This window comes from Streptomyces sp. NPDC026417 (assembly GCF_055567695.1).
On the sequence record NZ_JBVHPY010000004.1, the window covers coordinates 25791 to 50979 of the forward strand.

The 25189-nt window shown below is 73.4% G+C and carries 23 protein-coding genes; 14 read left to right on the forward strand and 9 right to left on the reverse strand.

Going from position 1 to position 25189, the window contains the following annotated elements:
* Nucleotides 1-27 precede the first annotated feature (27 nt).
* Nucleotides 28-828 carry an anti-sigma factor gene (locus ACZ4NT_RS07745; protein WP_467724207.1) on the forward strand — a complete coding sequence of 267 codons (801 nt, stop codon included), beginning with the start codon at nt 28-30 and terminating at the stop codon, nt 826-828.
* Nucleotides 829-943: 115 nt separating this feature from the next.
* Complete coding sequence (locus tag ACZ4NT_RS07750) at nt 944-1213, forward strand: hypothetical protein (protein ID WP_121404030.1); 270 nt, start codon at nt 944-946, stop codon at nt 1211-1213.
* Between the two features lie 32 nt (nt 1214-1245).
* Here ACZ4NT_RS07750 and ACZ4NT_RS07755 read toward each other — a convergent pair whose 3' ends face one another.
* The 3 genes from ACZ4NT_RS07755 to ACZ4NT_RS07765 all read right to left on the reverse strand — a co-directional run bounded on the left by ACZ4NT_RS07755 (nt 1246) and on the right by ACZ4NT_RS07765 (nt 4346).
* Nucleotides 1246-2454, reverse strand: a complete 1209-nt coding sequence (locus ACZ4NT_RS07755; RefSeq protein WP_467724209.1) for a CaiB/BaiF CoA transferase family protein — start codon at nt 2452-2454, stop codon at nt 1246-1248.
* Between the two features lie 123 nt (nt 2455-2577).
* Entirely contained in the window at nt 2578-3360 is a 783-nt protein-coding gene (locus tag ACZ4NT_RS07760; protein ID WP_121404032.1) for an ABC transporter permease, read from the reverse strand.
* A complete protein-coding gene (locus ACZ4NT_RS07765) occupies nt 3357-4346 on the reverse strand; it encodes an ATP-binding cassette domain-containing protein (RefSeq protein ID WP_467724211.1) in 990 nt (329 codons plus the stop codon). Before ACZ4NT_RS07765 ends, ACZ4NT_RS07760 begins: the two co-directional genes overlap by 4 nt.
* A gap of 63 nt (nt 4347-4409) precedes the next feature.
* Between ACZ4NT_RS07765 and ACZ4NT_RS07770 the strand changes: the two genes are divergently transcribed.
* Entirely contained in the window at nt 4410-5123 is a 714-nt protein-coding gene (locus ACZ4NT_RS07770; RefSeq protein WP_467724213.1) for a TetR/AcrR family transcriptional regulator, read from the forward strand.
* A 54-nt stretch (nt 5124-5177) separates the two neighbouring features.
* Here ACZ4NT_RS07770 and ACZ4NT_RS07775 read toward each other — a convergent pair whose 3' ends face one another.
* From ACZ4NT_RS07775 to hmgA, 3 genes are read right to left on the reverse strand one after another with little or no spacing between them, the layout of a single operon-like run.
* On the reverse strand, nt 5178-6395 hold the full coding sequence (locus tag ACZ4NT_RS07775; protein ID WP_467724215.1) for a type ISP restriction/modification enzyme: 1218 nt from the start codon (nt 6393-6395) through the stop codon (nt 5178-5180).
* A 49-nt stretch (nt 6396-6444) separates the two neighbouring features.
* Nucleotides 6445-7194, reverse strand: a complete 750-nt coding sequence (locus ACZ4NT_RS07780; protein ID WP_121404039.1) for a GntR family transcriptional regulator — start codon at nt 7192-7194, stop codon at nt 6445-6447.
* A gap of 49 nt (nt 7195-7243) precedes the next feature.
* A complete protein-coding gene (hmgA, locus tag ACZ4NT_RS07785; protein ID WP_121404041.1) occupies nt 7244-8560 on the reverse strand; it encodes a homogentisate 1,2-dioxygenase in 1317 nt (438 codons plus the stop codon).
* 219 nt (nt 8561-8779) lie between these two features.
* Between hmgA and ACZ4NT_RS07790 the strand changes: the two genes are divergently transcribed.
* The 10 genes from ACZ4NT_RS07790 (at nt 8780) to ACZ4NT_RS07835 (ending at nt 21229) form a co-directional block, all read left to right on the forward strand.
* A complete protein-coding gene (locus tag ACZ4NT_RS07790; protein ID WP_467724217.1) occupies nt 8780-9316 on the forward strand; it encodes a hypothetical protein in 537 nt (178 codons plus the stop codon).
* A 64-nt stretch (nt 9317-9380) separates the two neighbouring features.
* On the forward strand, nt 9381-10034 hold the full coding sequence (locus tag ACZ4NT_RS07795; protein WP_121404045.1) for a TetR family transcriptional regulator: 654 nt from the start codon (nt 9381-9383) through the stop codon (nt 10032-10034).
* A 207-nt stretch (nt 10035-10241) separates the two neighbouring features.
* The gene (locus ACZ4NT_RS07800; protein ID WP_467724219.1) at nt 10242-12569 is read left to right on the forward strand and encodes a molybdopterin oxidoreductase family protein; all 2328 of its coding nucleotides are present in this window, start codon (nt 10242-10244) and stop codon (nt 12567-12569) included.
* 134 nt (nt 12570-12703) lie between these two features.
* Complete coding sequence (locus ACZ4NT_RS07805; protein WP_467724220.1) at nt 12704-14113, forward strand: CitMHS family transporter; 1410 nt, start codon at nt 12704-12706, stop codon at nt 14111-14113.
* Nucleotides 14113-15366 carry an MFS transporter gene (locus tag ACZ4NT_RS07810; RefSeq protein ID WP_467724222.1) on the forward strand — a complete coding sequence of 418 codons (1254 nt, stop codon included), beginning with the start codon at nt 14113-14115 and terminating at the stop codon, nt 15364-15366. The genes ACZ4NT_RS07805 and ACZ4NT_RS07810 overlap by 1 nt, the downstream gene beginning before the upstream one ends.
* Nucleotides 15367-15473: 107 nt before the next feature.
* Nucleotides 15474-16058 (forward strand): hypothetical protein, encoded by a 585-nt coding sequence (locus ACZ4NT_RS07815; RefSeq protein WP_121404051.1) that lies wholly within the window; start codon nt 15474-15476, stop codon nt 16056-16058.
* Nucleotides 16045-16833: a class F sortase gene (locus ACZ4NT_RS07820; RefSeq protein ID WP_121404053.1), complete on the forward strand. Its 789-nt coding sequence runs from the start codon at nt 16045-16047 to the stop codon at nt 16831-16833. Before ACZ4NT_RS07815 ends, ACZ4NT_RS07820 begins: the two co-directional genes overlap by 14 nt.
* A 298-nt stretch (nt 16834-17131) precedes the next feature.
* Nucleotides 17132-18475: an ABC transporter ATP-binding protein gene (locus ACZ4NT_RS07825; protein ID WP_121404055.1), complete on the forward strand. Its 1344-nt coding sequence runs from the start codon at nt 17132-17134 to the stop codon at nt 18473-18475.
* Between the two features lie 260 nt (nt 18476-18735).
* Complete coding sequence (locus ACZ4NT_RS07830; protein WP_121404057.1) at nt 18736-20124, forward strand: aldehyde dehydrogenase family protein; 1389 nt, start codon at nt 18736-18738, stop codon at nt 20122-20124.
* Between the two features lie 25 nt (nt 20125-20149).
* On the forward strand, nt 20150-21229 hold the full coding sequence (locus ACZ4NT_RS07835) for a Zn-dependent alcohol dehydrogenase (protein WP_121404059.1): 1080 nt from the start codon (nt 20150-20152) through the stop codon (nt 21227-21229).
* Nucleotides 21230-21308: 79 nt separating this feature from the next.
* On the opposite strand, the gene ACZ4NT_RS07840 is transcribed toward ACZ4NT_RS07835, so the two are convergent.
* From ACZ4NT_RS07840 to ACZ4NT_RS07850, 3 genes are all read right to left on the reverse strand, one after another.
* The gene (locus ACZ4NT_RS07840; protein ID WP_467724225.1) at nt 21309-22328 is read right to left on the reverse strand and encodes a DMT family transporter; all 1020 of its coding nucleotides are present in this window, start codon (nt 22326-22328) and stop codon (nt 21309-21311) included.
* A 134-nt stretch (nt 22329-22462) separates the two neighbouring features.
* A complete protein-coding gene (locus ACZ4NT_RS07845; protein WP_467724227.1) occupies nt 22463-23191 on the reverse strand; it encodes an ArsR/SmtB family transcription factor in 729 nt (242 codons plus the stop codon).
* 56 nt (nt 23192-23247) lie between these two features.
* Nucleotides 23248-23889: a TetR/AcrR family transcriptional regulator C-terminal domain-containing protein gene (locus tag ACZ4NT_RS07850; protein ID WP_121404066.1), complete on the reverse strand. Its 642-nt coding sequence runs from the start codon at nt 23887-23889 to the stop codon at nt 23248-23250.
* 104 nt (nt 23890-23993) lie between these two features.
* On the opposite strand from ACZ4NT_RS07850, the gene ACZ4NT_RS07855 reads away from it, so the two are divergent.
* Nucleotides 23994-25145 carry an acyl-CoA dehydrogenase family protein gene (locus tag ACZ4NT_RS07855; protein ID WP_467724229.1) on the forward strand — a complete coding sequence of 384 codons (1152 nt, stop codon included), beginning with the start codon at nt 23994-23996 and terminating at the stop codon, nt 25143-25145.
* Nucleotides 25146-25189: the final 44 nt, after the last annotated feature.

Here is a 25189-nt window from a genome sequence, read left to right on the forward strand (position 1 = left end):
CACCGCGATCCGTCCGGGAGGAACCGCGTGAGCCTCCTCGACCGGCTGTTCCGCCGAGACCTGCACTCCCTGGCCGCGCCCTACGCGCTGGACGCCCTGGAACCCGACGAACGGCGCCGCTTCGAGCGCCACCTGGCCCGCTGCGACCGCTGCGCCGCGGAAGTGCGGGCGCTGACCGAGGACGCCGTCCGGCTCGCCTGGTCCACCGCGGCCCTGCCACCGCCCGCGCTGCGGGACCGGGTGCTCACCGCGGTGCGGACGATTCCCCAGGAGGCGCCGGGCGCGTTCGCGGCCGAGGAGCCGCCGCGCACGCGTGCGGCCCGCCAGCCCTCCCGTGCGCGTACCCCCCGGTTCCGTCCGCTGCTGGCCCCGCTGGCGACCACCACGGCCGCCGCGGCGCTCGTCGTCGCCTCGCTGTTCGCGGTGCAGGCGACGCAGACTCAGGACAAGCTGGACCAGCAGCGTGCTCAGGCACGTGAGATCGCGCACGTTCTCGCGGCCCCCGACGCCCGGGTGACCGTTGCGCGGGACGAGCGGGGACGCGGCATCGGGGTCGTCGCCTCCGCGTCGCAGCGGCGCGCGGTCGTCACCGTGAGCGGTCTCGGTGCGCCCTCCGGGGGCCGCGTGCATCAACTGTGGCTCATGCGCCCGGGCGTGCAACCACGCTCCCTGGGGCTGCTGCAAGGCGACACGCCCTTGGTCGCGAGCCGTCTGAACACCTCGGCGACCTCACTCGCTGTGACCGTCGAACCGGGGGGCGGCTCACCGCAGCCCACAACCGCACCGGTTGTCCAACTCGCCCTGGAATCTGTTGGATTCGGAGAGTAATCGTCAACGCCCTTACGGGGTAGGTGAATCCTGTGCCCGCGATACACGAGTGCCATGAGGGAGCGATAGGGTTAGCCTGCCCGGGCCGGGTGCCCTCGTATGGGTGGGGAGTGACATGGAACAGATAACAGTGCGCAGCAGGGCACGAGTCCCTGCGATCACGTGTGGGAGCAGCGCGACCAGCTCGCGCCTCGACCGCCATCTCGCTGTGCTGGGTGGCCCTGCCATCCCGCAGCGCGAGACGCTCGAGGCGACGTCGCTGATGCGTGAGCTCACCGCGCGTGACACCGCGCACGACCGCAGCGGCATGGGTGCGCGGGTGAGGCGGGTCTCGCTCTTCGCCCCGCTGAGGCGGCTCAGCCGTTCCCTGTTCGGCGGCCGCTGAGCAGCGCGGGTCAGGCAGTTCCCGACCCGCGCTCAGGCGGCCACACCGTCCCGGCGCAGTGCTGCGATCTCATCGTCCGTCATCCCCACGGCACGCAGCAGCGTCTCGGTGTGCTCCCCGAGCGCGGGTACGGCTCCCATCCGCGCCGAGTCCCCGCCCGGCAGCTCGATCGGCGGCAGCAGTGCCCGCAACGGCCCCACCGGTGACCCCACTTCCCGCCACCGGTCCCTGGCCGCCAGCTGCGGATGCTCCGCCACGTCCCGTACGTCCCTGAGGCGTGCGCACGCGATGCCCGCGCCCTCCAGCCGGGCCACCGCCTCGTCCGCCGTCAGCGTGCCGAGCGCCTCGCCGACGAGCGCGTCCGTACGCTCCCGGTTCGCCACCCGCGCCGCATTCGTCGCGAACTCCGCTTCGGTGCCCAACTCCGGCCGTCCGAGCACCTGTTCCACCAGCCGGCGCCACTCCCGGTCGTTCTGCACCGAGAGCAGCACCCGGCCGCCGTCCGCTGTCGGATAGGCGTCGTACGGGGCGATGACGGCGTGCGCCAGTCCGGTGCGCGCCGGGGGCGTGCCGCCGTGCATCGCATGATGCAGCGGATGTCCCATCCACTCGGCGAGCGCGTCCAGCATCGACACCTCGACCGGGCCCCCGCGCCCCGTCGTGCCGCGCCGCACCAGTGCCGCGAGCACCCCGGAGAAGGCGTACATGGCCGCCGCGATGTCGGCCGCGGGGATGCCGGCCTTGACCGGCTCACCGGGGGTCCCCGTCACCGACACGAGGCCCGCCTCGCACTGCACGAGCATGTCGTAGGCGCGCTTTCCGGCGTACGGCCCCGACGCCCCGTAGCCCGAGATGTCGACGGCGATCAGCCGCGGGTGCGCCGCGCACAGGGTGGCCGCGTCCAGGCCGAGCCGGGCCGCCGCGCCCTGGGCGAGGTTCTGCACGAATACGTCCGCGTCCGCGACGAGCCGGCGCACGACGTCGAGTCCGCGCGGGTCCTTCAGGTCCAGGGCGATGGACTCCTTGCCCCGGTTGCACCAGACGAAGTGCGAGGCGAGGCCGGCCGCCGCGGTGTCGTAGCCGCGGGCGAAGTCCCCGCCGTCGATCCGCTCGACCTTGACGACCCGGGCGCCCAGGTCGGCCAGCTGGCGCGTCGCGAAGGGGGCGGAGACGGCCTGTTCCACGGCGACGACGGTGATGCCTTCCAGAGGCAGGGGAAGTGGCTGCATGCGGTGGATCATGTCCTGCCCGTCACGCCTTTGTCATGCACGGACGGCCGCGGGAGGCCGCTGCCGGGCCGGGGAGCCCGACCGCCGGTCCGGCGGCACCCCTCTCGGATGGCAGCGGGCTCCGCGGCCCCCGGGTCAGCGTCCGCCGGTGGCGTGGCGGCGAACGGCGAGCGGCAGGAAGACCGCGATGAGGACGGCGCACCAGAGCAGCGACCCGGCGACCGGGTGGGTCACCGGCCAGGCCCCCTCGGCGGGTACCGGCGCGTTGCCGAACAGGTCCCGCAGCGCGGTGGTCACGGCGCTGATCGGGTTCCACTCGGCCACGGTCCGCAGCCAGTCCGGGAGATTGTCCGTCGGGATGTACGCGTTGGACAGCAGCGGCAGGACGAATGTGGCGCCGCCCAGCTGGCCGGCCGCCTCCTCGCTGCGCGAGACCAGCCCGAGCAGGATGCCGACCCAGCTCGTCGCGAACCGGAAGAGCAGCAGCAGCCCGAAGGCGCCGGCGGCGTCGAGTGCCGACCCCTCGACGCGCCAGCCCACGGCCAGCCCGACCAGCACCAGCGGCACCGTGCCGGCGGCCGTGACGACCAGATCCGCGGCCGCCTGTCCCAGGGGCACGGCCGCGCGGCTCACCGGCAGGGTGCGGAAGCGGTCCATCACGCCCCGGTGCGAATCCTGGGCGGCCTGGAACATGCCGGTCATGATGCCGTTGGCCGCCGTCGCCACCAGCAGCCCGGGCACCAGGAAGGCGCGGTACTCCTGGCCCGGGTGGGCGAGGGCGCTGCCGAAGACGTAGCCGAAGAAGAGCAGCATCGTGACCGGCATGGACTGCGTGAGGATCAGCAGCCCGGGGTTGTGCCGTATCCGCTGCAGGTGACGGCCCAGCATCGCCGTTCCGTCGTATGCCAGCGTGCTCATGTCACCAGCTCCTTGTGGTCGGCGGGGTGCCCGGTCGTGGAGCCGGGGGCGCCCGGAAGGTCAGCGGTCAGCCGCAGGAAGACGTCGTCGAGCGTCGGCGGCCGCAGGCTCGCGTCGAGCAACGGCACCCCGGCGGCGTCGAGTTCGCGGACCAGCCGCGGCAGGGTGAGGGTTGGGCCGTTCGCTACGGCCCCCACGGCACGCCGTTCGTGGTCGAAGGCGGGCTCGCTGCCCGTGAGCCGGTCCAGAACGGCGGCGGCGCGGGTCATCGCCTCCTCGTCGGCGACGACGACCTCGGCGTACGAGCCGATCAGCGCCTTGAGTGCGGCCGGGGTTCCGGTGTGGGCGACCCGGCCCCGGTCCACCAGGGCGATCTCGTCGGCCAGTTGGTCGGCCTCCTCCAGGTACTGCGTGGTCAGCAGTACGGTCGTGCCCTCCTGCTTCAGCGCGCGCACGGCCTCCCAGATCCGGTTGCGGCTCACCGGGTCCAGCCCGCCGGTCGGCTCGTCCAGGAAGAGCACCTCGGGGCGGCGGACGAGGCTCGCGGCCAGGTCGAGGCGGCGGCGCATGCCTCCCGAGTAGGTGGAGACCGGCCGGTCGGCGGCGTCGGTGAGGCCGAAGCGGTCCAGGAGTTCCGCGGCTCGCCCGGCCGCGCCGCGCACCCGGTGCAGCCGCGCGAACAGGCGCAGGTTCTGGCGCCCGGTGAGGTCGCCGTCCACCGACGCGTCCTGCCCGGTGACCCCGATCGCGCGGCGCACGGCGGCGGCCTGCCGTATGAGATCGTGCCCGGCGACCCGCGCGGATCCCGCGTCGGGCCGCAGCAGCGTCGTCAGCAGCCGTACGGCGGTCGTCTTGCCGGCGCCGTTCGGCCCCAGCACCCCGCACACCGTGCCCTCGGCCACCGCCAGGTCGAGGCCGCGTACGGCACGCACGTCCCCGAAACGCTTCTCCAGACCCTCACTAAGTACAGCGTACGTAGTAATCATGGGGTGACCATAGCGCACTACGTACGGTGTACGTAACTAGGATGGTCGAGAGGTGATCGACCAATGGCAGGGCGCAGCGCCGTACCCGAAGTGATCTGGGCCCGTCCCGAGCGGGCGGGCCGGGGCCCCAGGCCCGCGTACAGCCGCGCGGACGTCGCGGCCGCCGCCGTGCGGATCGCGGACGCGGAGGGGCTCGACGCGGTCTCCATGCGGCACGTCGCGGCGGAGCTGGGCTGCGGCACGATGTCGCTCTACAACTACGTCCCGCGCAAGGAGGACCTGTACGAGCTGATGTTCGACGCCATCAGCGGAGAGCACGAGATCACCGAGCCCTCCGGCGACTGGCGCGCGGACATGCTCCGGGTCGCCCGGGACACGCGCGCCCTGATGCACCGCCACCCCTGGGTGCCGCGCCTGATGTCCCCCGTCCACGGCTTCAGCCCGAACGCCCTGCGCTACCTGGAGCACTGCCTGGCCTGCCTGGACCCGCTCGACGCGTCCTACGGCACCCGCATGGAGCTGATCGCCATGCTCAACGGCGTCGTCACGACCTACGTCGCGAACGAGCTGGCCACCGCGGAGCGGACCCGCTCCCTGCCGTGGTCCGAGGAGCAGGAGAACGCCGTCCGGATCGCCTACCTGGGCAGTCAGGTGGCGAGCGGCGCGTACCCGCGGCTGGCCGCGGCCTTCATGGAGGACGCCGGACCCATCGACCTGGAGGCCGTACTCCAACGGGCGCTGGAGCGGGTGCTGGACGCCTTCGACCCGCGCACCTGACCGCCCTGCGCCCGGATCGCTCGGCCCCCGGTCCGAGCGATCCGGAGGAAGCCTCTAGAGCAGGGCGAACTGCCCGTCGGGGCCCTCCTCGTGGTGGTCGAGGACGGACGCGGGCCGGCGCGCCGCCTCCGGCACGGGGAGCACCCCCGCCCGGCGCAGCTCGGCCCCGGTGACGGGCGATTCCACCGTCAACCCGTCCAGCCGGGGCCGCAGTTCCGCGAGCAGCGCCAGGACGGTGATGAGCTCCAGCAGCTCCGAGGTCCAGGCCTGCGGCCAGGCGGTGGGCCGGATCGCCTCCAGGGTCCCCGGCTCGGGCGGCTCCGTGCGGACCGCGAACCAGCGTTCCAGCACGCGCACACCGCCCGCCTCGAACTCCCAGGCCGCCGGCGGGACGGGGGAGATCCGGCCCTCGTCGACGTGCAGGACCTCCTCGTCACGGTCGTAGCGCAGGTCGAGGACGGGAGTTCCGGTGTTCGCGCGCGGCCGGGCGCGGGGCGGCGCCGGGAGCGGGGCGCGCACGTACGGACGGCGGCCGCCGGGGAGCCTCGGCCGCTCGCCGTCGCGGCGCATCAGCCACAGCATCCGCTGCCCGAGCTCCACCCCGTGCGCCCACGCGTCGCGGTCACCGGTGAGGGGCACCGCGCACCCGTCCCGGCCGGGTCGCGCCACCGCCACCGCCCAGGCGAGGACGTCCTCGGGGCGGGGGGAGTGGCCGAGGCGGGTGCCGAGGTGATCCAGGAGCCCCGGCGCCAGGTTCGGTTCGAGGCCGCCGGGGCGGCGGTACAGGGGGCGGACGCGGCCCCCGCGGCCGGCGCTCACGGGCAGCGCGGAGGAGACCAGCAGCGCCGGGCCCGACGGCTCCGGCGCCGCCGGCTGTTCCACGGCGAACATCTGCCGTCCGTCCGCTACCCGCCACAACTCGGGACGCGCGGCGTCGATCAGCCGGTGGTCCGGGAGCAGCCACTGCTCGTCGAAGGGGCCGCTGAGCACCCGTACGGGTTCGGGGCAGGGCCCCGACTCGCGCGCCAGGCGGCCCGTCCGGCCGGACTGGCCCGGCAACTGGGCGACCGCCGAGTGCAGGGTGCGCGAGCGGGTGGCCCCGAACAGCGCCTCGCGGTCCGGTCCTTCGGCCTTGAGCAGGGCGTTCCACCGGGCCTTCAGGGACGCGGGATCGGGCGCCGTCGGCCACCCCCGGCCCGGCCGCACGGGTGCGACCGACCACGGCATGAGGTCCGCGAGCAGCGGAGCGTCGTCGTGCGTCACGCACGGCATCGTACGACGTGGGTCCCGGGTGCCGTCCGTGCGCGGACGGGCGCGACGGTCAGTGGGCGTCGAGGGTGACCGTGAAGGAGAAGCGGTCGCCGCGGTAGTTGATGCGGGCCACGTCCAGGGCGCGGCCGTCCTCGCCGTGGACGATGCCGGTGTAGTGCAGGATCGGGCTCAGCAGGGGCACGTGCAGCAGCCGGGCCGTCTCCGGGTCCGCGAGCCGGGCCTCCACGGTGTCGGTGATCCGGCTGATGCGCACGCCGACCACGTCCCGCAGCACCTTGGTCATGGGCCAGCGCACCAGGTCCTGCGGGTCGATGAGCGCCGCCAGTTCGGGGCGGACGTAGTTGCGGGCGTGGTTGGTCGGCTCGCCGGTCTTCTCGTCGCTGCGCAACCGGTGGTACGACGTCACCTCGGCCAGTTCCGGGAAGTGCTCGGCCAGATCCGCCGGGACGGGTTCGGTGCCGTGCGCCAGCAACTCCGTCCGCATCCCCGACTGCTGGGCCACGATCGCGTCCACCGAGCCGAGCAGCCGCACGGGAGCGCCCCGCTGCGCGCTCGGCTCGATGAACGTGCCCCGTCTGCGGTGCCGGGTGATGAGCCCCTCGTTCTCCAGCTCCTTGAGTGCCTGCCGCATGGTCAGCACGCTCACCCCGTAGTGCCCGGCCAGCTGTTCCTCGGTGGGCAGCCGCAGCGGGTCCTGCGCGGACCGCCCGAGTATCGAGGCGCGCAGGGACTGCGACACCTGATACCAGAGCGGCAGCTTGCGGTTCAGGACGATCGAGTCCGGAGCGAAGGAGGTCACGAGGGTATCCGTACCGGTCGCGGGCGTTCAGTGCAACGGGCGGTGACGGTCAGTCGGTCGGGCGGAAGTGACGCTGGAGGCCCTGCCACACGTCGTCGTAGCCCTGTTGCAGGTGCTCCGCGCGGGCCGCCTGGGCCGTGGCGGTCACCGGCCAGCGCGTCTCGAACATGAAGGCGAGGCCGTCGTCGATCTTCTGCGGCCGCAGCTCGGCGGCGCTGGCCCGGTCGAAGGTCTCCCGGTCGGGGCCGTGCGCCGACATCATGTTGTGCAGCGATCCGCCGCCCGGCACGAATCCCTCGGCCTTCGCGTCGTAGGCGCCCTCCACGAGCCCCATGTACTCGCTCATCACGTTCCGGTGGAAGTACGGCGGCCGGAAGGTGTCCTCGCCGACCAGCCAGCGCGGAGCGAAGACCACGAAGTCGACACCGGCGAGGCCCGGGGTGTCGCTCGGCGAGGTCAGCACCGTGAAGATCGACGGGTCCGGGTGGTCGTAGCTGATGGTGCCGATGACGTTGAAGCGGTGCAGGTCGTACACGTACGGCACGTGATTGCCGTGCCAGGCGACCACGTCCAGCGGCGAGTGGCCGTACGTCGCCGTCCAGAGGTTGCCGCAGAACTTGTTCACCACCTCCACCGGCCCCTCCACGTCCTCGTACGCGGCGACGGGAGCGAGGAAGTCCCGGGCGTTGGCCAGGCCGTTGGCGCCGATCGGGCCGAGGTCGGGGAGCTGGAACGGCGCCCCGTAGTTCTCGCACACGTAGCCGCGCGCGGACGCGTCCAGCAGCTCCACCCGGAAGCGGACGCCCCGCGGGACGAGTGCGACATGGCCGGGCTCCGCGTGCAGCAGCCCGAACTCGGTGTGCAGCAGCAGCCCGCCGAGCTCGGGGACGATCAGCAGCTCACCGTCGGCGTCGCTGAACACGCGCTCCATCGAGGAGTTGGCGTGGTAGAGGTGCACGGCCATGCCGGTGCGCTGGGTCGCGTCGCCGTTGCCGCCGAGGGTCCACAGGCCGGCCAGGAAGTCGGTGCCCCCGGCGGGCGCCGGCAGCGGGTTCCACCGCAGCCGGTTGGGGTCCGGGACGGTCTCCGTGAAGGGGGCGGTGCGGATCGCGCCGTTGTCGGCGCGGGTGAACGCCGGGTGCGCGGCGGAGGGCCGGATCCGGTACAGCCAGGAGCGGCGGTTGTGGGCGCGCGGCTCGGTGAAGGCCGTGCCGCTCAGCTGTTCCGCGTACAACCCGAGGGGGGCGCGCTGCGGTGAGTTGCGCCCGTGCGGCAGCGCTCCCGGGACCGCCTCCGAGCTGTGTTCGTTGCCGAATCCGGAGAGATACGCCAGCCCCTCGGCGGTCTTCCGTGCGTCCCCGCTCATGATCGCTCCCTCGTTCCCGATTCCTATGCATCACCGTAGGATTCCGCTTTCCCGTGCGCAAGGGGCAGCGGCCGCGCAGCGCCCGGGATCCGCCGACCGGCCGGCGGCGACCCCGGCGCCCGGCGGTCCCGTGGGAGTACGACCCAGGACCTGCGAACGACTCAAGAACCCGACTTCAGGGGGATCCGGCCGCCGGAGGGGCTGTTCTACGCTCCGGGCATGTCGTGGACACGTGGACTGCTCGCCACGCTCGCGGTCTGCGCGCTGCTGGGCGGATCGGCGGGCTGTGGCACCGGCGACGCGTTCGGCCGCGGGGGCGGAGTGTCGGCCTCGCCCGCGGGCAGGGTGCTGGACGACACGGACGAGAGAGGACGGCACTACCGTGAGATCGACGGGAAGGGTGCACCCCGCATCGCGATCGAGGTGCAGCCGGACGCCGACGACAGCTGGGACGTGCGGCTGAGCGTCCGGAACTTCCGCTTCTCGCCGCCCGGTGCGCGCGCGGTCGCGGTGCCCGGCCGGGGCAGCGCGGTCCTCTTTCTGGACGGGCGCATCCTCACCCGGCTCCGCACCCCCGGGTACCGCCTGCCCGGCGGCCTCGTCCCGCGCGGCACCCACCACCTCACCGCCCGCCTGTACGCGGACGACCGGACGGTGTGGGCCGTGGCGGGCCGGCCCGTGGAGTGCACGGCGGACATCACCGCCTCCGGGTCGGCGCCGACGGCGGACGGCGGCGGCGCGGAACACGGGCGATGAGTGGCGGGGGCACCGGTTCGCGTACAGACGGGCGAGGTTCACCGGACCCCGGCGGAAAGGCATCATGAACACCGTGCCCCAAGCGACCCCGCTGCGCCGTGCGCCCGTCCAGCGGCGCAGTGCCGAACGACTGACCAGGATTCTCGACGCCTGCGCCGACCTCCTCGACGAGGTGGGCTACGACGGGCTGAGCACCCGGGCCGTGGCCCAGCGCGCGGGCGTCCCCATCGGTTCCGTCTACCGGTTCTTCGGCAACAAGCGGGCCATGGCCGACGCCCTCGCCCAGCGCAACCTCGACCGCTACGTCGAGCGCGTGACCGCACGGCTGCGGGAGGCCGCCGGCGCGGGCCCCGCCCTCGCCGGCGGGACGGCGCAGGGGGGCGGCTGGCGTGCGGCCATGGATGCCGTGCTCGACGAGTTCCTCGTCATGAAACGGACCGCGCCCGGGTTCACGCTGGTCGACTTCGGCAACCAGATCCCGGTCGGTTCCGGCTGCGCGGAGCCCAACACCCGGGTCGCCGACCGTCTGGCCGAGCTGCTCTCGGCCTACCTCGTCCGCGAACCGGACGAGGACCTGCGCCGCGCCTTCCTGGTCGCCGTCGAGACCGCCGACACCCTCGTCCATCTCGCCTTCCGCCTCGACCCGTCGGGCGACGAGCGCGTCATCGACGAGATCCGGGTCCTGCTGCGGGCGTATCTGTCACGCGTACTGGACTGACCCCCCGGCGGGGCCCCGGGGCTGCGGTGACGCCACGTTCCGCGCGGCCCGCTCGGGCGTCCCGCGGCTGCCGGGCCCCGGAGCCGGGCGGCCCTCCGCGGCGCAGGCGGCGGGCCACCGCGCGCTCCGGAGGCCGGGTGGGCCGCCGGGGCTGCGGTGGCGTCCTCCGCCGATTTCCGACGTGACCCCCGCCGGGCCCTCCCGGAGATGCATACCGGTCGGTATGCTCGGCGCAGCCCGTGCGTCACCGCTGCCGCCGCCACCCGGGAGGACCCCGTGTCCCGCACCACCGGCACCACCCCAGATTCCCGCACCGCCCTGCGTGTCTGCCCGCTCTGCGAGGCCACCTGCGGGCTGACGCTCACCATCGAGGGCACCCGGGTGACCGGTGTGCGCGGTGACCGCGACGACGTCTTCAGCCGCGGATTCATCTGCCCCAAGGGAGCCTCCTTCGGAGCGGTCGACGCCGATCCCGACCGACTGCGCACCCCCTTGGTGCGCCGGGACGGCGAGCTGCGGGAGGCCACCTGGGAGGAGGCCTTCGACGCCGTGGCCGCGGGGCTGCGGCCCGTCGTCGAACGACACGGCCCGCACGCCGTGGGCGTCGTCCTCGGCAACCCGAACGTGCACACCATGGCCGGGGCCCTCTATCCCCCCGTGCTGCTCTCCGCACTCGGCACGCGCAGCCTCTTCACCGCCTCCACCGTCGACCAGATGCCCAAGCACGTGTCGAGCGGGCTCCTGTACGGCGACGCGCTGGCCATCCCCGTACCGGACCTCGACCGCACCGGGCATCTGCTGCTCATCGGCGCCAACCCCCTGGAGTCCAACGGCAGTCTGTGCACCGCACCCGACTTCCCCGGCAAGCTCAAGGCGCTGCGGGCCCGCGGCGGCACCCTGACCGTCGTCGACCCCCGGCGCACCCGCACCGCCAAGCTCGCCGACCGGCACGTGGCGATCCGGCCCGGGACGGACGCCCTGCTGCTCGCCGCCATGGCCCAGGTCCTCTTCGAGGAGAAGCTCGTCGACCTGGGCGACCTGGCCACCCGGGTCGAGGGCCTGGACGAACTCGCCGCCGCCCTGCGGGACTTCACGCCCGAGGCCGCGAGCGAGGCCTGCGACGTGCCCACCGGCACGATCAGGGCGCTCGCCCGTGAGCTCGCCGCCGCGCGGACCGCGGCCGTCTACGCCCGCATCGGCAGCTGCACCGTCCCGCACGGCACCCTGGCGAGCTGGCTGGTCGACGTCCTCAACATCCTCACCGGCAACCTCGACCGGCCGGGCGGCGCCCTCTTCCCCCAGGCCGCCGCCGACCGTGCGCCCCGGCCCGCCGGTCCCGGCCGCGGCTTCGCGCTCGGACGCTGGCACAGCCGGGTGAGCCGGTATCCCGAGGCCAAGGGCGAGCTGCCGCTGTCCGCGCTGGCCGAGGAGATCGACACCGCCACGGACGAGGGCACCCCGGTCCGCGCGGTCATCGCCGTCGCCGCCAACCCCGTTCTGTCCGCCCCGGACGGCGACCGCCTCGACAAGGCCCTCGGCGCGCTGGACTTCATGGTCAGCGTCGACCCGTACCTGAACGAGACGTCCCGCCACGCGCATGTCGTGCTGCCGCCGCCCCCGCCCTCGCAGAGCCCGCACCACGACTTCGCCTTCAACGCCTTCGCCGTGCACAACCAGGTCCGCTACAACCGCCCCGCCGTGCCGCTGGAACCGGGCCGCATGGCGGAGACCGAGATCCTCGCCCGGCTCGTCCTCGCCGCCACCGGCATGCACGGCGCCGACCCCTCCGTCGTGGACGCGATGGTCGTCGAGCGCACCCTGGGCAAGGCGGTGGCCGATGCGCACTCGCCCGTGCACGGCCGCGACCCGGGCGAGCTCGCCGCCCGGCTGACCGGCGAGACCGGTCCCGAGCGGCGCCTGGACATGATGCTGCGCCTCGGCCCGTACGGCGAGGGCTTCGGCGCCCGGCCGGACGGCCTGAGCCTGGCGAAACTGCTCGACCACCCGCACGGCATCGACCTGGGCCCCCTGCAGCCGCGCCTGCCGCAGGTGCTGAAGACCCGCAGCGGCCGGGTCGAACTGCTGCCGGAGCCGATCGCCGGCGACCTGCCGCGCCTGCGGGACGCGCTGCACGAGCGCCCGGCGGGCCTGGTGCTCATCGGCCGCCGCCATCTGCGGTCCAACAACAGCTGGATGCACAACGTCCCCGCGCTGACCGGCGGTTCCAACCGCTGCACCCTGCACGTCCACCCCGAGGACGCGGCACGCCTCGGACTGGCCGACGGGGCACCCGTACGCGTCAAGGGCGCCGGGGGAGAGGTCACCGCCCCCGTGGAGGTCACGGACAGCGTGCGGCGCGGCGTGGTGAGCCTGCCGCACGGCTGGGGGCACGACCGGCCGGGCACCCGGCTGAGCCACGCCGCCCTGGACCCGGGCGTCAACGTCAACCAGCTGCTCGACGGGAGCCTGCTGGACCCCCTGTCGGGGACCGCCGTCCTCAACGGCATCGCGGTCGAGCTCACGCCCGCCACCTGAGCAAAGCTGTGACCTGGAGTTTTGCGCTTATTGCTCGCACGTCAACATCTTGTTAACGCTCGCGGCACCGACCTAACGTCACTCGCACCGCCGGCCCTGGTGGGAGTTCAAGGGCGAACGTTAGGTGTCCATTCATGCTGACCATCCTCGGCTTCGCCATGATCGCGACCTTCCTGGTCCTGATCATGCTGAAGAAGATGTCGCCGATCGCGGCGCTCGTGCTGATCCCGGCCCTCTTCTGCGTCTTCGTCGGAAAGGGGGCGAAGCTCGGTGACTACGTCCTGGACGGTGTCACCAGCCTCGCCCCCACGGCGGCCATGCTGATGTTCGCGATCGTCTACTTCGGAGTGATGATCGACGTCGGGCTCTTCGACCCGATCGTGCGGGGCATCCTGCGCTTCTGCAAGGCCGATCCGCTGCGGATCGTGGTCGGTACGGCGGTGCTCGCCGCGATCGTCTCGCTCGACGGCGACGGCTCGACCACCTTCATGATCACCGTCTCGGCGATGTACCCGCTGTACAAGCGCCTGAAGATGAGCCTGGTCGTGATGACCGGCGTCGCCGCGATGGCCAACGGCGTCATGAACACCCTGCCCTGGGGCGGCCCGACCGCGCGGGCCGCGACGGCCCTGAAGGTCGACGCGAGCGACATCTTCGTGCCGATGATCCCGGCCCTCGCCGTCGGACTGCTCGGCGTCCTCGTCCTCGCGTACGTCCTCGGCCGGCGCGAGCGCACCCGCCTCGGCGTGCTCACCCTCGACGAGGTGCTCGTCGAGGAGAAGGACCACGAGACGGAGTCGGTCCTGGTCGGCACGGGCGGTTCCGGTGACGCGTCCCGTACGGCGAGGACGGCCGGCGGTGGCGGCACGGACGCCGGGTACGCGGACGACGAGGACGAGGGGCTCCAGGTCCTCGACCCGGACCGGCCGACCCTGCGGCCCCGGCTCTACTGGTTCAACGCGCTGCTCACGGTCCTCCTGCTCACCGCCATGATCATGGAGTGGCTGCCGATCCCGGTGCTGTTCCTGCTCGGTGCCGCACTCGCGCTCACCGTCAACTTCCCGAAGATGCCGGACCAGAAGGCCCGCCTCGGCGCGCACGCCGGGAACGTCCTCAACGTCGCCGGCATGGTCTTCGCCGCCGCCGTCTTCACCGGCGTCCTGCAGGGCACCGGCATGGTCGACCACATGGCCGAATGGCTGGTCGGCAACATCCCCGACGGCATGGGCCCGCACATGGCCTTCGTGACCGGCGTCCTGAGCATCCCGCTCACGTACTTCATGTCGAACGACGGCTTCTACTTCGGCATCCTCCCGGTCCTCGCCGAGGCGGGCCAGGCCCACGGCGTCTCGTCGCTGGAGATCGCCCGCGCCTCGATCGTCGGTCAGCCGCTGCACATGTCGAGCCCGCTCGTGCCCGCGGTGTACGTCCTCGTCGGCATGGCCAGGGTCGAGTTCGGCGACCACACCCGCTTCGTGGTCAAGTGGGCCGCGCTCACCTCGCTGCTGGTGCTCGCGGCCGGGATCCTCTTCGGCATCATCTGATGCCCGACGCCTCCACCACCGTGCGGCCCGGCAGGAGTTGGCTGCTGCGCCTCGTCATCGCCTTCGGCTTCGCGCAGGCGGCGGTGTCGATGGCGCGGCCCGCCGTCTCCTACCGGGCCCTCGCCCTGGGCGCCGACGAGAGCGCGGTCGGCGTGATCGCGGGCGTGTACGCCCTGCTTCCGCTCTTCGCCGCCGTGCCGTTGGGCCGCCGCACCGACCACGGCCGCTGCGCGCCCCTGCTGTCCGCCGGTGTCGTCCTCGTCGCGGGCGGCTGCGCCCTGAGCGGCAGGGCGAACTCGCTTGCGGAGATGGCTGCCTGGAGCGGCGTGATGGGCCTCGGCCACCTCTGCTTCGTCATCGGCGCCCAGTCGATCGTCGCCCGCCGGTCGGCGCCGCACGAACAGGACCGCAACTTCGGCCACTTCACCATCGGCGCGTCCCTGGGACAGCTGGTCGGACCCGTCGCCGCGGGCGCCCTCATCGGCGGTCCCGACCTTGCGGGCAGCAGTGCGCTCGCCCTGCTCGCCGCCGGAGCGGTCGCCGCGGTCTCGTTCACCTCGCTGTGGCGCATCGAGCACCGTACGGCCTTCAACTCCCGTACGAAGCAGGGTGATCACGTACCGGTGCGGCGCATCCTGGGAGCCCGGGGCGTCCCGGCGGGCATCTTCATCAGCCTCGCCGTGCTGTCGGCGACGGACATCCTCACCGCGTACCTCCCGGTCGTCGGTGAACACCGGGGTATCGCGCCCTCGGTCGTCGGTCTGCTGCTGAGCCTGCGCGCGGCGGCGACCATCGCCTGCCGTCTGGTCATGACGCCGATGCTGCGCCTGCTGGGGCGCACCGTGCTGCTGACCTCGACCTGCCTGGTGGCGGGGGTGCTGTGTGCGGGCATCGCACTGCCGCTGCCGGTGTGGGCGCTCGCGGTGCTGCTGGCGGTGCTCGGCTTCTGCCTCGGTGTCGGGCAGCCGCTGTCGATGACGACCGTCGTCCAGGCCGCTCCGGAGGGCGCGCGCTCCACGGCCCTCGCCCTGCGGCTGACCGGCAACCGGCTCGGGCAGGTCGCCGCGCCCGCCGCCGCGGGTCTGGTCGCGGGGATCGCGGGGGTGGCCGCCCCGTTCGTGATGCTCGGCGCACTGCTGCTGCTGTCGTCGGGGATCGCCCTGCGTGCGCCGCGGAGGCCGGTGCAGGCCCCGGGCCCGGCCGCCGCCCGCCGTCGGCCGGGAGCGCGATTGGGCCGGGCGAGGGACATCTGACGCGTCGTCCGGCGCTGCTCCCGCGTCGGGCCGTGCGGATGTGAAAGAGAGTCAGGTGAAAGAGCGATTTGTATGAAAATCGTCTCATCTGACTCGGAGGACATCGCATGCCCACCTCGACCCTTCCACGCCGCGCCGCCGCCCTCGCGGCGCTGACCCTCGCCGGCTCCGCCCTGGCCGGAGCACAGGTCGCCACCGCCGCCCCCGGCGATGCCGGCGACGTCAAGATCCACAAGGTGGGCACGCCCTTCAGCGACCCGCGTGACGAGCCGAAGGTGTGCGAGTTCTACCTCGACGCCACCAACTTCGACGTCGCCCCGAGCCTCACGTACACCATCCAGTCGCAGCCCCCGTCCGCGAGCGGCGCCACCCTGAACGGCACCGTCGCCCTCGCCTCCGGCGGCGGTCACAGCGACCCGCTGGCGCTGCCGGACGGGCAGTACAAGCTCACGGTGAAGATCGTCGGCGGCACGGGGGCCGGCAAGGAGAAGGTCTTCCGCGTGGACTGCCCGAGCGAGGCGTCCCCCGCCCCGTCGAAGGCACCGCACGGCGGGGTGCACGCGGGCGGCGGCGGTCTCGCCGAGACCGACACGATCTCGCCGTTCGCCGGTGCCGCGGCCGTGGGGTTGGTCGTGGCCGGTGGAGTCGTGTACTTCCGCCTGCTGCGCCGTCGCCCCAATGGTGCGGCGTAGGCGCCGCAGGCCCTGGTACCGGACGCGCGCGTACCGTCTCGCCAGGACGGCGGTGCTCACCGTCGTCCTGGTGACGGTCGGCATCCAGTGGGCTCAGGACGACGAGCCCACTGAACCGGCCGCCGTCGGCGCGGCGGGGCACGGAGGCGCCGAGGCGTCCTCCCGCCCCGCCCCGGCCGTCCCGGACGCGCGCGGCGCGCCCCGGCCTCGTCCCGAGCAGCCACGGCAGACCCGGCGGCCCCCCGCACCCCGGCCCACCCCGACCCCCACTCCCCGGCGCACCGTCACCCCGAGGCCGGCGCCGCCGCCCCGGCCGCTGCCCCGTTCCCGGCCGACCACGCTCGACATCAGGTATCTCCGCCTGCACGCCCCGGTCATGGACCTGCGGCTCGACCGCCAGGGGCAGCTGACCACCCCGCCGGTGGACAACCCCAGGATCGTCGGCTGGTATGCGGGCGGAGCGTCGCCGGGGGAGCCGGGCACCTCCGTCGTCGTCGGCCACCGCGACACGAGGACCGGAGCGGCCGTCTTCGCCGGGCTCGCCGCGCTCCGGCCGGGCAAGGTCGTCGAGGTCCGCCGCGCGGACGGGCGGACCGCCGTCTTCACGGTGGACGAGGTGAAGACGTACGAGAAGTCGCGCTTCCCCGACCGGAAGGTCTACGGGCCGAGCAGGCGTCCCGAACTGCGCCTGATCACCTGCGGCGGCTCGTACAGTGCGAAGACCGGGTACGCGGCCAACGTGGTGGTCTTCGCCCACCTCACGGCGACCCGCTGACCGCTCGCGGGGGCACGGGCCGGCGTAGGGAGCGGGCCCGGGGGTCCGGCGGGCGGCCGGACGGGAGGTCCGGCGGCGGGCCGCGGCGCGGGGCCGCGACCCGCGGAAGGGCTTCCGCGCACGAGTGAACCGGAGGGTCCGGTTTCTCGCGCGACCGACGGACCGTCAGATCCGGCGCGCGTCTTCCCCTGGGCGTGTGCGGTCCGTTAGCTTCCGTGACTCATACGTCCCGTACGACCCGTGCGGGCCGTTCCACCGCGGAGCACCAGCGCCCTGTGAGCCCCCGGGGGCACCAGTCATGACACGCGCCATCTCCCTGCACCAGGTCAGCAAGTCGTACACCCGCGGCGTCCGCGTCGTGGAACGGCTGTCGTTCGACATCCGTCCCGGCGAGTTCCTCGTCCTGCTCGGGCCTTCCGGCTGCGGCAAGTCGACGGTGCTCAGGATGATCGCCGGGCTGGAGGAGGTCACCGAGGGCGAGATCCGCCTGGACGGCGAGTACGCCAACGAACTGCCGCCCTCCGGGCGGGACATGGCGATGGTCTTCCAGAACTTCGCCCTCTATCCGAGCATGACCAGCCGCGACAACATCGGCTTCCCGCTGCGCATCGAGGCCCCCGGGGCCGACCCCGGCCCGCGTGTCGACGCCACCGCCCGGATGCTGGGCATCGAGGACCTGCTCGACCGCTTCCCCAGCCAGCTCTCCGGCGGCGAACGCCAGCGCGTGGCCATGGGGCGTGCGATCGCCCGCCACCCGTCCGCCTTCCTGATGGACGAGCCGCTGTCCAACCTCGACGCCAAGCTCCGCAACCATCTCCGGGCGGAGATCGCCAAGCTAACCCGCGACCTCGGCGTCACCACGGTCTACGTCACCCACGACCAGGCCGAGGCGATGTCGCTCGGCGACCGGGTCGCCGTGCTGCGGGGCGGGGTCCTGCAGCAGCTGGGCACGCCGCGCACGGTCTACGCGCTGCCCGCCAACGTCTTCGTGGCCGCCTTCATCGGCACTCCCCGGATCAACCTGCTGCGGGGGGTCGTCCGGGCGCCGCTCGACGGCGCCATGTCGATCAGCCTCGGCCGCCAGTACCTGCGGCTGCCCGAACCCCTCTCCCTGGACCACCAGTTGCTCCGGGTGCAGCAGGGGCGCGAGGTCATCGTCGGACTGCGTTCCGAGGCGGTACGGATCGCCAGGCCGGCCGAGGCGCGTCCCGGCGAGGTGGCGATCACCGGACTGGTCGAGCACGTCGAGTTCCAGGGGCACGAGGTCCTGGTCCACTTCAACACCGGTTCCCGGCCCGCCGTCGTACCGGAGCTGGAGGCGCCGCGCCCGGCCCGGCCGGCGCGACGCCGCCGCCGCGACGGCACCGTCCTCAACCGGCTGCGGGAGCGTGCCGGTTCGCTGCGGGCCGGGCCCGTGGTGGTGCTGGAGCACCCCGAGGACGCCGACCCCGGACCCGTCGAGCCGGCGCCTTCCGCCGGACGGCTGCCCGGTGACCTCGTCGTGCGCACCACTCCCGACATCGAGCTCCGGCACGGCATGCAGGTACCGCTCCTCGTCGACCTCGCGCACCTGTTCGTCTTCGACCAGCACGGCGAACGCATCTGCCCGGCCCCGGCGCGGCTGCCCGACCTGGACGAGTGAGCCGCCGGGGCACGTGCACGAGGACCGACCGGAACCGGGTGCCCAGGGCACCCGGTTCCGGCGTTCGGCGCCGAGGCGGCGGCCCGGGGATGCGGGGACGGCGGCGGGGCGGGCCGGGTGCGGGTCGACTTCCGGGCCCCCGCGTCCGAGGATGCCGTGGGGGGCTGGAGGGGTTCCGGTGACCGGACCCCTCTGGCGCCGGAAAACTATCATCGCTAGTTTAGGCTGCGGACCACGCGGCCCCTCCCGGGAGGAACACGATGAAGGCACATGACGGCATGTACATCGACGGTGCCTGGCGCCCCGCCGCCGGCGCGGACACCATCGAGGTCGTGAATCCGGCCGACGAGCAGGTCCTCGGGCGGGTCCCGGCGGGCAACGTCGAGGACGTCGACGCCGCCGTGCGCGCCGCGCGTGCCGCCTTTCCTGGCTGGGCGGCGACGCCGCCGGCCGAGCGTGCAGCCCGCCTGGCCGCACTGCGGGACGTGCTCGTGGCCCGCAAGGACGAGATCGCCGAGACCGTGACGGCCGAGCTCGGCTCGCCGCTCGCCTTCTCGCAGGCGGTGCACGCTGGCGTCCCGATCATGGTCGCCGGGTCCTACGCCGAGCTGGCCGCCACCCACTCCTTCGAGGAGAAGGTCGGGAACTCGACCGTCTACCAGGAGCCGGTCGGCGTCGTCGGCGCCATCACGCCCTGGAACTACCCGCTGCACCAGATCGTGGCCAAGGTCGCCCCGGCCCTCGCGGCAGGCTGCACGGTCGTGCTGAAGCCGGCCGAGGACACCCCGCTCACGGCCCAGCTGTTCGCCGAGGCCGTCGCCGAGGCGGGCGTCCCGGCCGGCGTCTTCAACCTCGTCACCGGTCTCGGCCCGGTCGCGGGACAGGCGCTCGCCGAGCACCCCGGGGTGGACCTGGTCTCCTTCACCGGTTCGACGGCCGTCGGCCGCCGCATCGGCGCCACCGCGGGCGCGGCGGTCAAGCGGGTCGCCCTGGAACTCGGCGGCAAGTCCGCCAACGTCATCCTGCCGAGCGCCGACCTCGCCAAGGCCGTCAACGTGGGAGTCGCCAACGTGATGTCCAACTCCGGCCAGACGTGCAGCGCGTGGACCCGCATGCTGGTGCACACCTCGCAGTACGACGAGGCCGTCGAGCTGGCCGCGGCGGCCGCCGCGAAGTACGGCGACCGCATCGGCCCCGTCGTCAACGCCAAGCAGCAGGAACGGGTGCTCGGGTACATCGAGAAGGGCGTCACCGAGGGCGCGCGGCTCGTCGCGGGCAGCACCGAATCCCCGCGCGAACAGGGCTACTTCGTCAGCCCCGCCGTCTTCGCCGACGTCACTCCGGACATGACCGTCGCCCAGGAGGAGATCTTCGGACCGGTCCTCACCGTCCTGCGGTACGAGGACGAGGCGGACGCGCTGCGGATCGCGAACGGCACGGTGTACGGGCTCGCGGGCGCGGTGTGGGCCGGCGAGGAGTCGGAGGCCGTGGCGTTCGCCCGCCGCCTGGACACCGGCCAGGTCGACATCAACGGCGGCCGCTTCAACCCCCTTGCGCCCTTCGGCGGTTACAAGCAGTCCGGAGTGGGCCGCGAGCTGGGCGCGCACGGACTGTCCGAGTACCTCCAGACCAAGTCCCTGCAGTTCTAGTCGAGATCCGGGAGCCTTCCTCATCATGGTCCGCGCCGCTGTACTGCCCGCCGTGGGTGCTCCGCTGGAGATCACCGAGATCGACCTGCCCGACCCCGGCCCGGGGCAGGTCCGTGTGCGGCTCGCCGCCGCCGGGGTGTGCCACTCCGACCTCTCCCTGTCCGACGGCACCATGCGGCTGCCGGTCCCGGCCGTCCTCGGCCACGAGGGCGCCGGCACCGTCGTCTCCGTCGGGGACGGGGTCACCCACGTCGCTCCCGGCGACGGTGTCGTCCTCAACTGGGCGCCGTCCTGCGGCAGGTGTCACGCCTGCTCGCTCGGCGAGGTGTGGCTCTGCGCCAACGCGCTGGCCGGTGCCGCCGACGTGTACGCGCACCGTGCGGACGGCACGGACCTGCATCCCGGACTGAACGTCGCCGCGTTCGCCGAGGAGACCGTCGTGTCGGCCGCCTGTGTGCTGCCGCTTCCCGACGGGGTGCCGCTCACCGACGCGGCGCTGCTCGGCTGCGCCGTGCTCACCGGCTACGGCGCCGTCCACCATGCGGCGAAGGTCCGGCAGGGCGAGACGGTGGCCGTGTTCGGAGTGGGCGGAGTCGGCCTCTCGGCGCTCCAGTCCGCCCGTCTGGCGGGCGCGTCGAAGATCATCGCCGTGGACGTCTCCCCGGCGAAGGAGGAGCTCGCCCGCGAGGCGGGCGCCACCGACTACCTCGTCGCCTCCGAGACCACCGCCCGCGAGATCCGCGCTCTCACCGGGAAGCAGGGCGTCGACGTGGCCGTGGAGTGCGTGGGCCGCGCCGTCACCATCCGCACCGCCTGGGACTCCACCCGCCGCGGCGGGCGCACCACGGTCGTCGGGATCGGCGGCAAGGACCAGCAGGTCACCTTCAACGCCCTGGAGATCTTCCACTGGGGCCGGACCCTCGCCGGGTGCGTGTACGGCAACTCGGACCCGGCGCGGGACGTGCCGGTGCTGGCCGAGCACGTCCGTGCGGGACGCCTCGACCTCGGGACGCTGGTCACCGAGCGGATCGCCCTCGACGGCATTCCGGCGGCCTTCGAGAACATGATCGCGGGCAAGGGCGGCCGGGCGCTGGTGATCTTCTAGCGGGCGCGATCGGCAGCCGTATGCCGGACCGCCGGAAGTCCGGGCCCCGGCCGGGCGCCCTCGCGCCGCCCGGGGTGCCTCAGGTCTTCTCGGGCTTCGGCTCCGGCGCGGTCCCGGGCGCCGCGCCGGCGGTCCTCCCCGCCGCCGGCTGCGCGGTCGCGGCCGGCTCCGGGACGGGCGCCGTACCCGCGGCCACCGTCGCCCGGGTGCGCGGCCGGGACCGGGAGACCGCCACGCCCGCCAGGCACAGCAGACCGCCGCCGAGCGTGAACAGGCCCGGGACCTCGTCCAGGAACAGCCAGGACATCAGGACGACCAGGGCGGGTACGGCGTACGTGGTGGCGCCCATCCGGCTCGCCGTCGTGCGGGCCAGCGCGTAGGCCCAGGTCGTGAAGGCCAGGGCGGTCGGGAACACGCCCAGGTACACCATGTTCAAGGTGGCCGAGAGGGGCGCGTCGCCCGCGTCCCGGACCAGCTGCCCGGCGAAGGGCAGGCACAGGACGGCTCCGACGAGGCACCCGAAGGTCGTCACCTGGAGGGGACTCGCGCTGCCCAGGGCCGGCTTCTGCGCGACCACCCCGGCCGCGTACGCCCCGGCGGCGAGCAGGCACAGCACGACGCCCAGGACCGACGAACCGCCGCCGCCCGACATGGACAGCCCCACCGTGACCGCGCCGGCGAAGGAGACCGCCATCCCGGCGAGCAGCCGCGGCGGCATCGCGTCGCCGAGCAGCCGCGAGCCGAGCAGGGCGATCAGGATCGGGCCGATGTTCACGACGAGGGCCGCCGTGCCGGCGTCCACCTGCTGCTCGCCCCAGTTGAGCGCCACCATGTAGAAGCCGAACCAGAGCACGCCGGATATCGCGATCCCGCGCCAGGCCGCGCGCGGCGGCAGCCCCTCCCTGCGGATCAGGCACAGCACCCCCAGGGCGAGGGCACCGGCCAGCAGCCGTCCGAGGGCGAGGCCGCCCGGCGCGTACGCGGCGCCCGCACTGCGGATGGAGACGAAGGCGGACGCCCACAGCACGACGGTGACCGCGGCCGCACCCGTGGCCAGCAGCTCGGCGCGGCGGCCGGCGGACGGGGAAGTGTTCATCATGCTCCAGAGGCTAGAGGGGGCCACGGCCGAGAGCTCGCGGTTTTCGGCTGCCGTGCGGGGGTCGGGACCGGGGCGCCGGGTCCGGGGGCGCCGCGGGACGGGGAGTCGAGGCGGGAGCCGGAGGCACGTTCCGCTCACCTCAGAGCCGCCGCGGCGACGTCGATGCCGAGCAGGTCCGTGAGCGCCCGTTCGCCGAGCTCCGTGACCTTCACCGCCCGCTCCGAGCCGATCCGCACGCACCAGCCCGCGTCCAGGGCGTGCCGGCACAGTGCGGCGCCCGCGACGCCCGCGAGGTGGGGGCGGCGCTCGGTCCAGTCGAGGCAGGCCCGCGCCAGCGGACGGCGGCCCGGCCCGTCGAGGCCGATGCCGGCCTGTGCGAACCAGTCGAGCCCCGCGTCCGTCAGCGCGAACCCCGTGTCCTGGCGCAGCAGCCCGCGTGACGTCAGGGCGTCCGTGACGGTGATGCCGAGCCGCCCGGCCAGGTGGTCGTAGCAGGTGCGGCCCCGGGCCATCGCGGACCCGGCACTCGACTCCCGCAGTGTGCGCGGCCGTTCGGCGCCGCCGGGTGCCACGTGGGCGGCGAGGTCCTCGACGAGCTGCGCCACCCGGGCGTCGGCCAGCCGCACATAGCGGTGGCGCCCCTGGCGCTCCTCGGCGAGCAGCCCGCCCTCCACCAGCTTGCCCAGGTGCTCACTCGCCGTGGAGGGGGCGACCCCGGCATGCCGGGCCAGCTCGCCCGCCGTCCACGCCCGCCCGTCCAGCAGCGCCAGCAGACAGGCGGCGCGTGTCTCGTCGGCGATGAGCCCGGCGAGCCGGGCCAGCCGCGGTGCCTGGGTGTCCCGGAACCTGCGTCGGCTCGTCATGCACCCCAGGATGCTGCACGGACGGTTCGGTCCGCACCGAAGGATGCCGGCATCGCCTAGGCGCCGCGCCCCACCTGCGCGTACTGCTGCGCGAGTCCGTCGAGCAGTGCGGTGAGCCCCGTCTCGAAGGCCCGCTCGTCGATCTTCTCCTGCTGCTCGGCGAGGAGGTGCGCCTGCCCGAGGTGGGGATAGTCGGCCGGGTCGTAGGCCGTCTCGTCGTCCACGAAGCCGCCGGCGAACGAGCCGAGCGCGGAGCCCATGATGAAGTACCGCATCAGCGCGCCGATCGACGTGGCCTGGGCGGGGGGCCAGCCGGCGTCGACCATCGCGCCGAAGACCGCGTCGGCGAGGCGCAGGCCCGCGGGTCTGCGGCCGGGCCCGCGGGCCAGGACCGGGACGATGTTCGGGTGGTCCCGCAGGGCGGCCCGATAGGAGACGGCCCAGTCGTGCAGGGCGGTCCGCCAGTCCCGTCCGTCCTCGAACATCGACAGATCGACCAGCGCGCTCACCGAGTCGGCGACCGCCTCCAGGATCTGGTCCTTGGTGCGGAAGTGGTTGTAGAGCGAGGGACCGCTCACCCCGAGCTCCGCGGCGAGCCGGCGCGTCGAGACGGCCGCGAGGCCCTCCGTGTCGACGAGCGCCCGCGCGGTCTCGACGATGCGGTCGGTGCTCAGGAGGGGCTTGCGCGGTCGGGCCATGGCGCACATAGTAGGGCTGCGAACGGAAACTAGCAGTGCTAATTTAAATGTTCGGTATTCAAGCTCGGCATTCGAGTACGGCCTTCCATCAGGGGTGACGCGTCATGAACCTGGAGCTCAGTGAGGAGCAGACCGCGGTCCGGCGGCTCGCCAAGGACTTCGTCGACCGCGAGATCGCCCCGCACGTCATCGCCTGGGACCGCGCCGAGGAAGTGGACCGGTCCATCGTCAAGAAGCTGGGCGAGGTCGGCTTCCTCGGTCTCACCGTCGACGAGGAGTACGGCGGCTCCGGCGGCGACCACCTGGCGTACTGCCTGGTGACGGAGGAGCTGGGCCGGGGCGACTCCTCGGTCCGGGGCATCGTCTCGGTCTCCCTCGGGCTGGTCGCCAAGACGATCGCGCACTGGGGGAGCGAGGAGCAGAAGCGCCGGTGGCTGCCGGGGCTCACCTCCGGCGACCTCGTCGGCTGCTTCGGCCTCACCGAGCCCGGCACCGGCTCCGACGCGGGCAACCTCACGACGAAGGCCGTGCGCGACGGGGACGACTACGTCCTCAACGGCACCAAGATGTTCATCACGAACGGCACCTGGGCCGATGTCGTGCTGCTCTTCGCCCGCTCCACGGACGCGCCCGGCCACAAGGGCGTCTCCGCGTTCCTCGTGCCGACCGACAGCCCCGGCCTCACCCGGCGCACCATCCACGGCAAGCTCGGTCTGCGCGGCCAGGCGACGGCGGAACTGGTCCTTCAGGACGTGCGCGTGCCCGCCGCGGCCATGCTCGCCCCGGAGGGCAAGGGCTTCTCCGTCGCCATGTCCGCGCTGGCCAAGGGGCGCATGTCGGTCGCCGCGGGCTGTGTCGGCATCGCCCAGGCGGCATTGGACGTGGCGGTGAAGTACGCGGCCGAGCGCGAACAGTTCGGGAAGCCGATCGCCCACCACCAGCTCGTCCAGGAGCTGCTCAGCGACATCGCCGTCGACGTGGACGCGGCCCGGCTGCTGACCTGGCGGGTCGCGGACCTGATCGACCGGGGCCTGCCGTTCGCCCCCGAGTCCTCCAAGGCCAAGCTCTTCGCCTCGGAGGCGGCGGTACGGGCCGCGAACAATGCCCTCCAGGTCTTCGGCGGATATGGCTACATCGACGAGTACCCGGCCGGGAAGCTGCTGCGCGACGCCCGCGTGATGACCCTCTACGAGGGCACCAGCCAGATCCAGAAGCTGCTCATCGGCCGCGCGCTGACCGGGGTTTCGGCCTTCTGAGTACGTCGGTGCGGACGTCCTGAGTACCTCGGCGGATGTGGCCC